Source organism: Streptomyces aureus (genome assembly GCF_001418135.1).
In the GTDB taxonomy this organism is placed as follows: Bacteria; Actinomycetota; Actinomycetes; order Streptomycetales; family Streptomycetaceae; genus Streptomyces; species Streptomyces aureus_A.
Map to the genome: position 1 here is coordinate 1 of NZ_LIPQ01000162.1, position 13,955 is coordinate 13,955.

10 protein-coding genes and 1 pseudogene are annotated in these 13,955 nt (G+C 72.6%); 7 read left to right on the plus strand and 4 right to left on the minus strand.

The features are described 5' to 3' along the window. A partial coding sequence (locus AOK00_RS15300) for an antitoxin (RefSeq protein WP_055600860.1) occupies nucleotides 1-305 on the minus strand: 305 nt, incomplete at its 3' end. Between the two features lie 51 nt (nucleotides 306-356). Further along, nucleotides 357-698: a hypothetical protein gene (locus AOK00_RS15305; RefSeq protein ID WP_254047377.1), complete on the minus strand. Its 342-nt coding sequence runs from the start codon at nucleotides 696-698 to the stop codon at nucleotides 357-359. 154 nt (nucleotides 699-852) lie between these two features. On the opposite strand from AOK00_RS15305, the gene miaA reads away from it, so the two are divergent. The 6 genes from miaA (at nucleotide 853) to hflX (ending at nucleotide 9,300) form a co-directional block, all read left to right on the plus strand. Beyond that, a complete protein-coding gene (miaA, locus tag AOK00_RS15310) occupies nucleotides 853-1,791 on the plus strand; it encodes a tRNA (adenosine(37)-N6)-dimethylallyltransferase MiaA (protein WP_055600861.1) in 939 nt (312 codons plus the stop codon). Between the two features lie 108 nt (nucleotides 1,792-1,899). Further along, nucleotides 1,900-2,400, plus strand: a complete 501-nt coding sequence (locus AOK00_RS15315) for a hypothetical protein (protein WP_055600862.1) — start codon at nucleotides 1,900-1,902, stop codon at nucleotides 2,398-2,400. Nucleotides 2,401-2,489: 89 nt separating this feature from the next. Then, a complete protein-coding gene (gene dapF, locus AOK00_RS15320; RefSeq protein ID WP_055600863.1) occupies nucleotides 2,490-3,368 on the plus strand; it encodes a diaminopimelate epimerase in 879 nt (292 codons plus the stop codon). A gap of 204 nt (nucleotides 3,369-3,572) precedes the next feature. Further along, nucleotides 3,573-5,960: a RelA/SpoT family protein gene (locus AOK00_RS15325; protein ID WP_055600864.1), complete on the plus strand. Its 2,388-nt coding sequence runs from the start codon at nucleotides 3,573-3,575 to the stop codon at nucleotides 5,958-5,960. 152 nt (nucleotides 5,961-6,112) lie between these two features. Further along, complete coding sequence (locus AOK00_RS15330; RefSeq protein WP_055600865.1) at nucleotides 6,113-7,603, plus strand: M1 family metallopeptidase; 1,491 nt, start codon at nucleotides 6,113-6,115, stop codon at nucleotides 7,601-7,603. A gap of 203 nt (nucleotides 7,604-7,806) precedes the next feature. Next, a complete protein-coding gene (gene hflX, locus AOK00_RS15335) occupies nucleotides 7,807-9,300 on the plus strand; it encodes a GTPase HflX (protein ID WP_055600866.1) in 1,494 nt (497 codons plus the stop codon). Between the two features lie 88 nt (nucleotides 9,301-9,388). Here hflX and AOK00_RS15340 read toward each other — a convergent pair whose 3' ends face one another. Further along, on the minus strand, nucleotides 9,389-10,570 hold the full coding sequence (locus AOK00_RS15340) for a trypsin-like serine peptidase (protein ID WP_055600867.1): 1,182 nt from the start codon (nucleotides 10,568-10,570) through the stop codon (nucleotides 9,389-9,391). 231 nt (nucleotides 10,571-10,801) lie between these two features. Continuing rightward, nucleotides 10,802-11,980 (minus strand): trypsin-like serine peptidase, encoded by a 1,179-nt coding sequence (locus tag AOK00_RS15345; protein ID WP_173861570.1) that lies wholly within the window; start codon nucleotides 11,978-11,980, stop codon nucleotides 10,802-10,804. 316 nt (nucleotides 11,981-12,296) lie between these two features. On the opposite strand from AOK00_RS15345, the pseudogene AOK00_RS15350 reads away from it, so the two are divergent. Beyond that, a pseudogene (locus tag AOK00_RS15350) lies at nucleotides 12,297-13,955 on the plus strand (diaminobutyrate--2-oxoglutarate transaminase family protein); the annotation flags it as partial.

Consider the following 13,955-nt stretch of genomic DNA (forward strand, 5'->3'; position numbering starts at 1 on the left):
CCGGTGCGGGGCGTGGGGCCGGCGGTCCCGGGGAAGGGGCCGACGCCGGGCGTGGGGCCCGTCCCGGGGGTGCCGCCGCTCCCCGGCGTGCCGTCGTCCTTGTGACCGATCCGGTCCAGTGCGTCCTTGGCCTTGTCCGTACCGGAATGGATCTTGCCGCTGTACTTGCCCTTGGTCTTCTCGTCGACCAGCTTCGCGGCCTTCTCGATGCCGTGATCGATCTTGTCGCCGTGCTGCTGCGCGAGGTCGGCGACCTTGTCCTTGGCAGGGGCGAGCTTTGCCTTCAGCGAATCCAGGAGACCCATGGGGCACCTTCCCTCCGAGGACCCCCGAGGAGTCCCTCTTCCGTGTGCTGCCTACTTACGGGCGCCTTCGCCGGCCTCGTTGTCCGCGGCGGCCCCGGCGGACTGCTGCTTCGGGATCTCCACGACATCCACCACGTCCACCACCTCCGGGGCGACCGCTCCGGTCTCCACCTCGTCCGCGTCGACGCCGTCCGCCTCCGCGGACGCGGCCTTCGCCGTGACCGCATCAGCGGGCGTGGCCCTCGCCGTGTCGGCCCCGGCCCCGGTCGCCGCTTCCGGGGCGTCCGCTCCGGTCTCCGTCGCCGTGTCGCCGTCCTCCACCGGAGCGACGGCCCCGGTCTCCGTCTCCTCCGACGAAACCGCGGCCGCATCCTTCTTCTTACGGCGAAACATTGCAAAAACGCCCATATTCACTCCATAGCGTACTCGGATGGGAGGGATTCCGTGATGATCGACGGCCGGAACCTCGCAACAGGCAACGAAGCCGGATGAGGCCCGTCACGTAGCTCATTCGGGGACGGGCCGGGAGGTTTGCGAGACTGGTGCGGTGAGAAGCGCAGCTCCCGCCCCGCGGGTCATCGCCGTCGTCGGTCCCACAGCGGCCGGAAAGTCCGATCTGGGTGTATTCCTCGCCCAGCACCTCGGGGGCGAGGTCGTCAACGCAGACTCCATGCAGCTCTACCGGGGGATGGACATCGGGACCGCCAAACTGACCCCGGAGGAACGCGGCGGCGTTCCGCACCACCTCCTCGACATCTGGGACGTGACCGAGGCCGCCAGCGTCGCCGAGTACCAGCGGCTCGCCCGCGCCGAGATCGACCGGCTGCTCGCCGCCGGCCGCACCCCCGTCCTCGTCGGCGGCTCCGGTCTGTACGTACGGGGTGCCGTCGACGCCCTCGAGTTCCCCGGCACCGACCCCGCCGTCCGGGCCCGGCTCGAGGCCGAACTCGACGAGCGCGGCCCCGGCGTCCTGCACGCCCGGCTCGCGGAAGCGGACCCCGAGGCGGCCCGCGCGATCCTGCCCAGCAACGGGCGCCGGATCGTCCGCGCCCTCGAAGTGATCGAGATCACCGGCAAGCCCTTCACCGCCAACCTGCCGGGTCCCGACTCCGTCTACGACACGGTTCAGATCGGTGTCGACGTGGGCCGCCCCGAGCTCGACGAGCGGATCACCACGCGCGTGGACCGCATGTGGGAGGCCGGCCTCGTCGACGAGGTGCGCGCCCTGGAGGCCCAGGGCCTGCGCGAGGGGCGCACCGCGGCCCGTGCCCTCGGCTACCAGCAGGTCCTCGCCGCCCTCGCGGGGGAGTGCACCGAGGACGAGGCGCGCGCCGAGACCGTCCGCGCCACCAAGCGCTTCGCCCGCCGCCAGGACTCGTGGTTCCGCCGCGACCCGCGCGTCCACTGGCTCAGCGGAGCCGCAGATCACCGGGGGGAACTCCCGGGGCAGGCGCTCTCGTTGGTCGAACGAGCGGTCACAGCCTGATCACGTGATGGCATCGGGACGCTCCGCCCGTCATTTCGGCGGTCGGGAGCGTGCCATCATCGAGCATCGATCGACCAAGTGGAGTCCGAGTGGGGAGGGCGCGTGGCGATGGAGGCCGGCCCTCGCGACAGAGAACAGCACGAATCGGCGCTCGGTGACCCGACGGGTGACACACCGGGTCGTCCGACCGACGACCTGTCGGTCGGTGCCCCCGGGCTGACCCCGGACGGCCCCGACGACGCGGTGGGAACCGCCGTCGAGGTGGACGCCGACGAGGTCGAGGTCGAACTGCGCCCCCAGCGCCGGCTGCGGATCTGGCAGCTCGCCCCGATCGTGGGCCTGGCGGCCGTCGGCTCGCTGATGTTCGCGTTCCCGCTCGCCTTCGGTTCGGGGGACGGCGGCGCCGTCCTCGCCATGCTGGGTCTGCTGATCAGCTTCTGCGCGGCGGGCTGGGGCATGATGGCCGCCCGCAAAGTCGGTTACACCTGGCCGGGCCTCCCGCAGCGCGGCTCGGGCGAGCGCCCGAACTGGCGGTACCTCGCGCTCTACGTGACAACGATCGCAGCGCTGGTCGCCCTCGCGGTCTGGCGCGTCGCCCGCCTGCGCTGACCGGACGAGCGCGGTCGCCCGGCGGGTCGCACCGACCGCCCTGTGGACGACCGGGCGGTCTGTCGGGTCCACCCCGTACAGTTGATCTCGTGACCAGCGCGCAGACCTCACCGCTCCCGCCCCTCCGGTTCCTCAAGGGCCACGGCACCGAGAACGACTTCGTGATCGTCCCCGACACGGAGAACGCCGTGGACCTGCCCCCGGCCGTCGTCGCGCGCCTCTGCGACCGACGGGCCGGCATCGGCGGCGACGGGCTGCTGCACGTCGTGCGCAGCGCCGCCCACCCCGAGGCCCGGCACATGGCCGACGAGGCCGAGTGGTTCATGGACTACCGGAACGCCGACGGCTCGGTCGCCGAGATGTGCGGGAACGGGGTCCGGGTCTTCGCCCGTTACCTGGAGCACGCCGGGCACGTCACCGCCGGCGAGGTCGCCGTCGCCACCCGCGGCGGGATCAAGCGCGTCCACCTCGACAAGGACGGCTCCGTCACCGTCGCCATGGGGCGCGCGCTCCTGCCCGAGGCCGGCGTCACCGTGACCGTCGACGGCCGCAGCTGGCCCGCGCGCCATGTGAACATGGGCAATCCGCACGCGGTCGCCTTCGTCGAGGACCTCGACCACGCGGGCAACCTGTTCACCGAGCCGCCGTACACGCCGGCCGCGGTCTACCCGGACGGGGTGAACATCGAGTTCGTCGCCGACCGCGGCCCCCGCCACGTCGCCATGCGGGTCCACGAGCGCGGCGCCGCCGAGACCCGGTCCTGCGGCACGGGCGCGTGCGCCGTCGCCGTCGCCACCGCCCGCCGGGACGGCGCCGACCCGGCCGAGAGCGGCACCCCCGTCACGTACACCGTCGACGTGCTCGGCGGGACGCTGGTCATCACCGAGCACCCCGACGGGCAGATCGACATGACGGGCCCCGCCGTGATCGTCGCCGAGGGCACCGTCGACCCCGCCTGGCTCGGCTGAGGCCGAGCGCCCGCACCGGCGCGGAATCGAAGGAAGCGACGAAATCGAAACAGTCAACGACTGATTTGTCGCTCGAATGGGTGATCCGATTCACGCTGAGCGAGAGGGCGACTGCGCCACGTGGTGGGGTCGGTAGCATCAAGCACCGGCCCCCCGGGCACGCCTGGCCCGCCCACCGCCGGTCGACGTTGCCGGAGGTGCCCCATGAGCGCAGAGGCCACCAACCCTGTGAGCGCGGCGGAAGCCGCCGTCACCGATGCGACCGCCCGCAGACGCGGACGCGCCCGAATCGACCTGCGCCGGATCGGCCGCGCCGCGCTGCTCGGCGCCACCGCCGGACCGGCTCCCCGCGACCGGCTGCCCGACGCGATCAGCCATGTCGCCGAGGCGCACCGCGCCCACCATCCCGAGGCCGACCTGTCGGTGCTGCGCCGGGCGTACGTCCTCGCGGAGTCCTCGCACCGCGGCCAGTTCCGCAAGAGCGGCGAGCCGTACATCACCCACCCGCTCGCGGTGACCCTGATCCTCGCCGAACTCGGCGCGGAAACCACCACCCTGACCGCGTCCCTCCTCCACGACACCGTCGAGGACACCGACGTGACGCTCGATCAGGTGCGCCGGGAGTTCGGCGACGAGGTCGCCTACCTCGTCGACGGCGTCACCAAGGTGGAGAAGATCGACTACGGCGCCGCCGCCGAGCCGGAGACCTTCCGCAAGATGCTCGTCGCCACCGGCAACGACGTCCGGGTGATGTCGATCAAGCTCGCCGACCGGCTCCACAACATGCGCACGCTCGGGGTGATGCGGCCCGAGAAACAGGCGAGGATCGCCAAGGTCACCCGGGACGTCCTCATCCCGCTGGCCGAACGGCTCGGGGTCCAGGCCCTCAAGACCGAGCTGGAGGACCTCGTCTTCGCCATCCTCCATCCCGAGGAGTACGAGACCACCCGCGCGCTCATCGCCGGGAACCCGCACGCGGGCGACGCGCTCGCCGCCGTCGCCGACAAGGTCTCGGCGGTCCTGCGCGAGGCGGACATCGGCGCCGAAGTCCTCGTCCGGCCCCGGCACTTCGTCTCCGTCCACCGCGTCCGCCTGAAGCGCGGCGAACTGCGCGGCTGCGACTTCGGGCGGCTCCTCGTCCTGGTCTCCGAGGACGCCGACTGCTACGCGGTGCTCGGTGAGCTCCACACCTGTTTCACCCCGGTGATCTCCGAGTTCAAGGACTTCATCGCGGCCCCCAAGTTCAACCTGTACCAGTCCCTGCACACCGCCGTCGCGGCCCCCGACGGCGCCGTGGCCGAGGTCCTCATCCGCACCCACCGGATGCACACGGTCGCGGAGGCGGGGGTCGTCGCGCTCGGCAACCCGCACGTGGGGCAGGAGCCGACGGCGCAGCCGGGCGCCACCCCGGACGGAGAAGCCCAGGCCGCCGCGGCTCCCCCGGCGCCGGCGAACACCGGCCGCCAGGCGACCGGCACCCCACGGGGCACCGCCGCACGCGCCACCCCCGCCGCACGCACCACCCCTGCCGCCCGCGCCACATCAGCCGCTTCCGGCCCATCGGCCGTACCCGACGCAGCCGACGCACCCAGCGCGGCTGACGCACCCGCCACGGTCGATCCGCCGGCCGCCGAGGACGGCGAACGCGTCGACCCCACCCGCCCCGGCTGGCTCTCCCGGCTCCTCGACTGGCAGCAGGCCGCCCCCGACCCGGACACCTTCTGGACCTCGCTCCGCGCCGACCTCGCCGAGGACGACGAGATCACCGTCTTCCGTGCCGACGGCAGCGTCCCCGGCACGATCAGCCTCCCCGCCGGCGCCAGCTGCGTCGACGCCGCCTACGCCCAGCACGGCGAAGCCGCCCACGCCTGTCTCGGCGCGCGCGTCAACGGGCGCCTCGCGCCCCTCAGCACCGTCCTCGGCGACGGGGACACCGTCCAGCTGCTGCTCGCCCAGGACGCCGTCTCCGGGCCGTCCCCCGAGTGGCTCGACCACGCCCGTACCCCCGCGGCCCGGATCGCGATCACCGGCTGGCTCCGGGCCCATCCGGAGAGCGCCGCGCCGCCCGTCGCCAGGACCGGCCCCCGGCCGCAGTCCGGCGTCACCGCCGACCACCGCTCCGGCGCGGAACTCCACGCCGACCTGGAGGGCGAGCCCCGCGCCTCCGTCCGGCCGGCCGGCTGCTGCACCCCCGTACCACCGGACAAGATCACCGGTTTCCGGGTCCGCGGCGGATCCGTCACCGTCCACCGGAACGGCTGCTCGGCCGTCGACACCATGCGCCGGCTCGGCCGCGAACCCGTCGCCGTCCGCTGGGGCGACACCACCCAGGGCCGGGTCACCCTCGTCGCGGAGTCCTTCGGCCGGCCCGGTCTCCTCGCCGACCTCACCGAGGCCATCGCCGCCGCCGGGGCCGCCGTCGTCTCCGCGACCGTCGAGCCGCCCAGCGAGCAGCGGGTCCGCCACACGTACACCCTCCACCTGCCCGACGTGACCCGGCTCGCCGCCCTCATGCGGGCCATGCGGGACGTGCCCGGGGTGTACGACGTGAGCCGCGCCCGGCACCGCTCCCCGGAGCCCCGCCGGGCCTGACCCGCCGGGGACGGGGCGGTGCCGCGAGGCATCGGGCCGGCGTGGCGCGGGACCGGCCGTGTCCCCCTTCGAGTGGCGGGCGTGCGCGCCGCCCGGGGGAGCGGGCGCGGTCCTGGTAGCCGTAGGGCCAGTCCTCCGGAAAGGCCTGGCCCATGCCGCTCGTCCGAACGCCCCTGCCCCGTGCGCGGTGGCTCCGCTCCGCCGTCCTGGTCGCCGCCTCGGCCGGGCTCGTCGCCGCCGCGCTGCCCGCCCCGGCGCCGCTCGGCATCGGGGACCCGCTCTTCCCCCACCTCGGCAATCCCGGTTACGACGTCCTCTCGTACGCCCTCGACCTCACCTACCCCGGGGTCAACACCGCGCCGCTGGCCGCCGTGACCCGGATCGACGCGCTCGCCACCGCCGACCTGGAGCGGCTCAACCTCGACTTCACCCACGGCACGGTCTCCGCCGTCACCGTCGACGGCCTGGCCGCCACGTACACCACCAGCGGCGAGGACCTGGTCGTCACCCCCGCCGTGCCGATCGACGAGGGCGAGTCGATCGAGATCACCGTGACCCACACCAGCGACCCGAGCGGTCCCGCCGACACCGGCGGCTGGGTCCGTACCGGCGACGGTCTCGCCATGGCCAACCAGGCCGACGCCGCCCACCGGGTCTTCCCGTCCAACGACCACCCGTCGGACAAGGCGTACTTCACCTTCCGCGTGACCGCCCCCAGCGGGCTCACCGCCGTCGCCAACGGGCTGCCCACCGGCCGGGTCGTCCGGGGCGACACGACGACCTGGACGTACCGCACCAGCCACCCCATGGCCACCGAGCTCGCCCAGGTGTCCATCGGCCGCTCCACCGTCGTACACCGGTCAGGACCCCACGGCCTGCCCGTACGGGACGTGGTGCGCACCGCCGACCGGGAGCTGATGGAGCCCTGGCTCCGCAAGACCCCCGGCCATCTGGAGTGGATGGAGCGGAAGGTCGGCCCGTACCCCTTCGAGACGTACGGAGTGCTCGTCGCGGACGCCACCACGGGCTTCGAGCTGGAGACCCAGACCCTGTCGCTCTTCGAGCGCCGCCTCTTCACCGAGCCCGGCTACCCGGAGTGGTACGTCGACTCGGTGATGGTGCACGAGCTGGCCCACCAGTGGTTCGGCGACAGCGTCTCACCGCGGACCTGGTCCGACCTCTGGCTCAACGAGGGGCACGCCAGCTGGTACGAGGCGCTGTACGCCGAGGAGACCGCGGGCAAGTCCCTGGAGCGGCGCATGAAGGCCGCCTACGCCGCCTCCGACGGGTGGAGGGCCGACGGCGGCCCGCCGGCCGCCCCCCAGCCGCCTTCGCCCGGCCACAAGATCAGCCTCTTCCGGCCCGTGGTGTACGACGGCAGCGCCCTCGTCCTCTACGCGCTCCGCCAGGAGATCGGCACCGAGGCCTTCGGGCGCCTGGAGCGGCGCTGGGTCGCCGACCACCGGGACGGCACGGCCACCACCGCCGACTTCGTCGCCCTGGCCGGGGAGGTCACCGGACGCGACCTCACCGCCTTCTTCCGCGGCTGGCTGTACGAGGCGAAGACCCCGGCGATGCCCGGCCACCCGGACTGGCGCAGCAACCCGGCCGGGGCCGCGCGGACCGCCCCGAAGCCCGGATGACGGGCCGGGAGCCCGGCTGGGACGACGGGGCCGAAACCCGGATGACGGGCCCCGCCGGGGCGTGTCACCATCTTCAGGTCGGCGACGCGGCCGACGGACCGGGAATCTTCCCGTGCCCTCACGCGTTGTGACGGCATAAGACTCATCGCTCCATGGCGCGCCGATACCGGCGCCGCTGTGAAAGCAATCGACGTAAGGATCAAATGACCTCCTCTTCTTCCCCTTCCCAGGACGAGCAGAGCTTCGCGGAGACGAGCCGTACCGAGAGCCTTCGGGCCGATGCCCTGATGGAAGAGGACGTCGCCTGGAGCCACGAGATCGACGGAGAGCGGGACGGCGACCAGCTCGACCGTTCCGAGCGCGCGGCCCTGCGCCGTGTCGTCGGCCTCTCCACCGAGCTCGAGGACGTCACCGAGGTCGAGTACCGCCAGCTGCGCCTGGAGCGCGTCGTGCTGGTCGGTGTCTGGACCTCCGGGACCGTCCAGGACGCGGAGAACTCCCTCGCGGAACTCGCGGCCCTCGCCGAGACGGCCGGCGCCCTCGTGCTCGACGGCGTGATCCAGCGCCGTGACAAGCCGGACCCGGCGACCTTCATCGGCTCCGGCAAGGCGCGTGAACTGCGCGACATCGTGGTGGAGACCGGTGCCGACACCGTCGTCTGCGACGGCGAGCTCAGCCCCGGCCAGCTCATCGCCCTCGAAGACGTCGTCAAGGTCAAGGTGGTCGACCGGACCGCCCTGATCCTCGACATCTTCGCCCAGCACGCCAAGTCCCGAGAGGGCAAGGCGCAGGTCGCGCTCGCGCAGATGCAGTACATGCTGCCGCGCCTCCGTGGCTGGGGTCAGTCGCTCTCCCGTCAGATGGGTGGCGGCGGCGGTGGTGGCATGGCCACCCGTGGTCCCGGTGAGACCAAGATCGAGACCGACCGGCGCCGTATCCGCGAGAAGATGGCGAAGATGCGCCGGGAGATCGCGGAGATGAAGACCGGCCGTGACATCAAGCGGCAGGAGCGGCGCCGTAACAAGGTGCCGTCGGTCGCCATCGCCGGATACACGAACGCCGGCAAGTCCTCCCTGCTCAACCGCCTCACCGGCGCGGGCGTACTCGTGGAGAACGCACTGTTCGCCACGCTCGACCCGACCGTCCGCCGGGCCGAGACGCCCACCGGCCGGGTCTACACCCTGGCCGACACCGTCGGCTTCGTCCGGCACCTGCCGCACCACCTGGTCGAGGCGTTCCGCTCCACCATGGAGGAGGTCGGCGACTCCGACCTCATCCTGCACGTGGTGGACGGCTCGCACCCCGCGCCGGAGGAGCAGCTGGCCGCCGTTCGCGAGGTCTTCCGGGACGTCGGCGCGGTGAACGTGCCGGAGATCGTCGTCATCAACAAGGCGGACGCCGCGGACCCGCTGGTGCTCCAGCGACTGCTGCGGATGGAGAAGCACTCCATCGTGGTCTCGGCCCGTTCGGGCCAGGGCATGCAGGAGCTGCTCGCGCTCATCGACTCCGAGCTGCCCCGCCCGCAGGTCGAGCTCGAAGCGCTCGTGCCGTACACGCAGGGCGGTCTCGTCTCGCGGGTGCACGCCGAGGGCGAGGTCGAGTCCGAGGAGCACACCCCGGAGGGCACCCTGCTCAAGGCCCGGGTGCACGAGGAACTGGCGGCGATGCTCGCGCCGTACGTTCCCGCGGCGCACTGACCTGACTGCGACGAAGGCGCCGGCCTCCTCCCGCGAGGGAGGGGACCGGCGCCTTCTGTCATGACGGTGGGCGCCGTGACGGGACGGGTCAGCGGGCGTACTTCTTGCTGACCATCTCGTGGGCCGCCTTCGCGCCCCGGCCCAACTGCGGTCCTGCGAGCCAGCCGTTGCTGCCGGCCGGGCCGATCGAGGTGTTCGACACGAGCGCCGTCTTCCCGTTGGGCAGCACGCGGAACCAGCCGCCGCCGGACGAACCCGCGGTCATCGTGCAGCCGATCCGGTACATCACCGGGGTGGCGGGCGCCGTGGTCATGCGCGTCGCCCGGTCCAGGCACTTGTGCATGATCACGCCGTTGTACGGGGCGGCCTGCGGGTATCCCCAGGCGCCGATCGTGCCGGACTGCGCGGGCGCGGGGGCGGAGAAGTCGACCGGCAGGGCGGCGCCGACGGTCTCCTCCAGGGACTTGCCACCCCGCTGCGGCTGCACGTGCAGGACGGCGTAGTCGTACGGCCAGGCCTGGTTGGTGCCGCCGGACTGGATCCACTCGCCCGAGGTCACGGCCCAGTCGGCCCAGTACTGGCCGTACGGGTAGATCTCGTGCGCCTGAGCGTTGTTGAGCGCGGAGGGCGACTTGCCCAGGTCGTTGAAGGCCGGGACGAAGGTGATGTTGCGGTACCAGCCGCCCTTCTTGCCCGCGTGGACACAGTGGCCGGCCGTCCAGACCAGGTTGGACTTACCGGGCCGGCGCGGGTCCTTCACGATCGTGCCGGAGCAGACCATGTGGCCCTGCGGCGAGTCGAAGAAGATCTTCCCGACCGGGGCCGCGTTGCGGTGGTACGGGGTCTTCTCGCGCTGCGCCTTGACGGGGCGGGGCGTCGGGTCGGTGCCGCCGCCTCCGGCCTGCGCGGTGATCGTGGGGTCGGGGCTCTTGGCGGACTGCATCCGCGCCGGGTCCCAGAGCCCGTCGATGACCGGGTTGACGAAGTCCTCGGCCTCACGCAGCCAGGTGTTCGTGTCCCAGTTCTTCCACTCGCCGTCCTTCCACTTGTCCAGGTCGACGCCGTGCTTCTTCAGCTTGTCGGCGAGGTCCTTCGTGAGGTCGGCGCCACCGTCTCCGGTGGCCGCGCTGTCGGTGCCCGACGCGGAACTGCTCGCTCCCGCGGCCGGCTTGTCGGCCGCCGGGGTCTCGGTGGGGCCGCAGGCCGTGGCGGTCAGCGCGAGCGCGGTGACCAGGCCGAGAGCGGCGGGTAGGAGTCGTACGGAACGCATGTGGTGAATTCCCCCTGAGATGATTCCCGCGTCCGGGGAGCGGCCTCGTCTCCGGCGCGTTCTCGCCTTGACGTTGCCATGGACGCGTCACTTGCGGTGCACAGTATGCCGGTCGGGCGAACGGCCGAGCGAAGGGCGGGCCGGCGGGCTCTCCCTGTCCGGGTGAAGCCCCCTGGAGGCAGGCATGGCGGGAGGCGAGACCCACAGGGCCCCGCCTCCCGCCCCGCGCGCCTACTGCCCGGCGTACTTCTTGCTGACCTCGTCGAAGATGGCCTTGGCCTCGGGACCGAAGCGCGGACCCGCGAGCCAGCCTGCCGTCGACGGGCCGATCGAGGTGTTGGACACCAGCGCCGGCTTGCCGTCACTGCCCCGGGCGACCCAGCCGCCACCGGACGAACCACCGGTCATCGTGCAGCCGATGCGGTACATCGTCGGCTGCTCCTTCTTCAGGGACAGCCGGCCCGGCTTGTCCTCGCACTGGAACATCCGCTGGCCGTCGAACGGCGGCGCCGCCGGGTAACCCGTCGCCTCCATGGCCGCGATCTTGGGCACCGCCGGCGCGTTGAAGTCCACGGGAAGCGCCGAACCGACGGTCTCCTCCAGGGACTTGGTCGTACCGCCCTTCTCCGGGGTCACCTGGATGACCGCGAAGTCGTAGGGCGCGCCCGCGCCGCCCGTGGAAGCGCCCTCGGCGATCCACTGGTCGGAGGTCTTGACCCAGTCCGCCCACCACACGCCGTACGGCGCGATCTGCTCCCGCGACGCCTTCTCGAGGTCGGCGGTCGACAGGGCGGCGTCGTTGTACGAGGGCACGAAGGCGATGTTGCGGTACCAGCCGCCCTTCTTGCCCTTGTGGACGCAGTGGCCGGCCGTCCACACCATGTTCGACTTCCCGGGGTGCGCCGGGTCCTGCACGACCGTGGCCGAGCAGACCATCGAGCCCTCGGGGCCGTCGAAGAAGACCTTCCCGGACTCCGGGGCGTTGCTGTGGTACTTCGCCGCCACGGCCTTCGCCCGCACCGGGTCCGGCGTCGGGTCGGTCACGCCCTCGTCACCCGAGATGTCCTCCTCCTCGACCGGCTTGTCGGGACGCTCGGCGTCCCGCATCCGGTCCGGGTCCCAGAGGTCCTCGATGATCGGGTTGACGAAGTCCTTGGCCTCACGCAGCCACTTGTCGCGGTCCCAGTTCTTCCACTCGCCGTTCCGCCAATTGTCGACGTCGATCCCGTGCTCCCTCAGGCGATCCTTCAGGTCCTCCGGAATCTTGATCTTGTCGGCCGGGTTCTGGGCGGTCGAGGGCGCGCTGGGCTTGTCCCCCGCGTTCTCCTCGCTCGGTCCACAGGCCGTAACGGTGAGCGTCAGCGCCGCGACGGCGGAAGCCGCCGTCAGCAGCGGACGAATCGATCGCATCTCGTGATCCCCCTGGGACTACGTCAACTTGTGCATGGACAGCGGCCGCGCCCGTGCGGGCGGCGGCCGACGGCCCCCACTATGCCGGTGCCGGAGGGGACGGTACGCGGTCGGTCCGCGGTTCCGGCCATCGTTCCGTCGTTGCCGTGCCGTGATCCGGGACACGCCAAGTTCTTGCCTCCGGCCCGTGATCCTGGGCAGTTCGCGTCGTTGGTACGTACGGGGGACACAACGGTGGCGTTCAGGGCGGCCCTTGCGGCGGCTCCACGACGTCCCGATGTGCAACGCAACTGTTACAGCGGGAGGACACCGAGCCGTGGCCGTGACCGATTCAGCTCCGGCCGTCCCACCGGCCGTGCGGACGCAGACCCGGACGCCCGACGGCCGGACGCCCGACGGGCCTGGCGCCGGACAGCCCGACGCAGGGACGCACACCCCGACGGTCCGGGACACCCCGAACCGGGGACCTTCGGACCGGGCGCCCGCGGCTCAGGGGGTTCCGGACCCAGGGGCTGCGGCCCGGAGGGTTCCGGACCGAGCGGCTTCCGCCCAGGGACCCTCGGATCAGGGAGGCGGGGGCGGGTACGAAGCCATCCTGCGCCGTCAGTCCCTGCGCGAGTCCGCAGCCCGCACCTACGCCCGCTCCCTGCCCGTCGTCCCCGTACGCGCGCGAGGGCTGACCATCGAGGGCGCCGACGGCCGCCGCTACCTGGACTGCCTGTCGGGCGCCGGGACACTCGCCCTCGGCCACAACCACCCCGTGGTCCTGGAAGCCGTCAAGAAGGTGCTCGACTCCGGGGCCCCGCTCCATGTCCTGGACCTCGCCACCCCCGTCAAGGACGCCTTCACCTCGGAACTGTTCGCCACCCTGCCGGGCGAACTCGCCGACAACGCCCGCATCCAGTTCTGCGGACCGGCCGGAACGGACGCCGTGGAGGCGGCCCTCAAACTCGTCCGCACCGCCACCGGCCGCAGCGGACTCCTCGCCTTCACCGGCGCCTACCACGGCATGACCTCCGGCGCCCTCGACGCCTCGGGCGGAGCGACCGACGTCCGTGTCACCCGGCTGCCGTACCCGCACTCCTACCGCTGCCCCTACGGCGTCGGCGGCACCCGCGGCGCCCAACTCGCCGCCCGCTGGACCGAGTACCTCCTCGACGATCCCAAGAGCGGCGTCACCACCCCCGCCGGAATGATCCTCGAAGCCGTCCAGGGCGAGGGTGGGGTCATCCCCGCGCCCGACGACTGGATGCGCCGGATGCGCCGCATCACCGCCGACCGCTCCATCCCCCTCGTCGTCGACGAGGTCCAGACCGGCGTCGGCCGCACCGGCGCCTTCTGGGCCGTCGAGCACAGCGGCGTCGTGCCCGACGTGATGGTCCTCTCCAAGGCCATCGGCGGCTCCCTTCCCCTCGCCGTCATCGTCTACAGGTCCGAGCTCGACGTCTGGGAACCCGGCGCCCACGCGGGCACCTTCCGCGGCAACCAGCTCGCCATGGCCGCCGGCACGGCGACCCTCGCGTACGTCCGCGAGAACAGACTCGCCGAGCGGGCCGGCATCCTCGGCGCCCGCATCCTCGGGCAACTCCGGGCCCTCGCCGGCGCCCACCCCTGCGTCGGCGACGTCCGAGGCCGGGGCCTCATGATCGGCGTCGAACTCGTCGACCCCGACGCGGCGGGACCGGACGACCCCGTACCGCCCGCCGCCCCCGTCCCCGGGCCCTCCCCGTCCAGCAGGAGTGCCTCGCCCGCGGCCTCATCGTCGAACTCGGCGGCCGGCACTCCGCCGTGGTCCGGCTCCTGCCCCCGCTCACCCTCACCGACGAGCAGGCCACCGCCGTCCTGGACCCCTTCGCCGACGCAGGGGTGGGCGCCGGCGAGGGCCCGGCGTTGCCCCAGGCTGCGGGCGCCGAGGATGCCGGCGCGCTCGGCGAGTCTGTTCTCGCGGACGTACGCGCGGGTCGCCGTGCCGGCG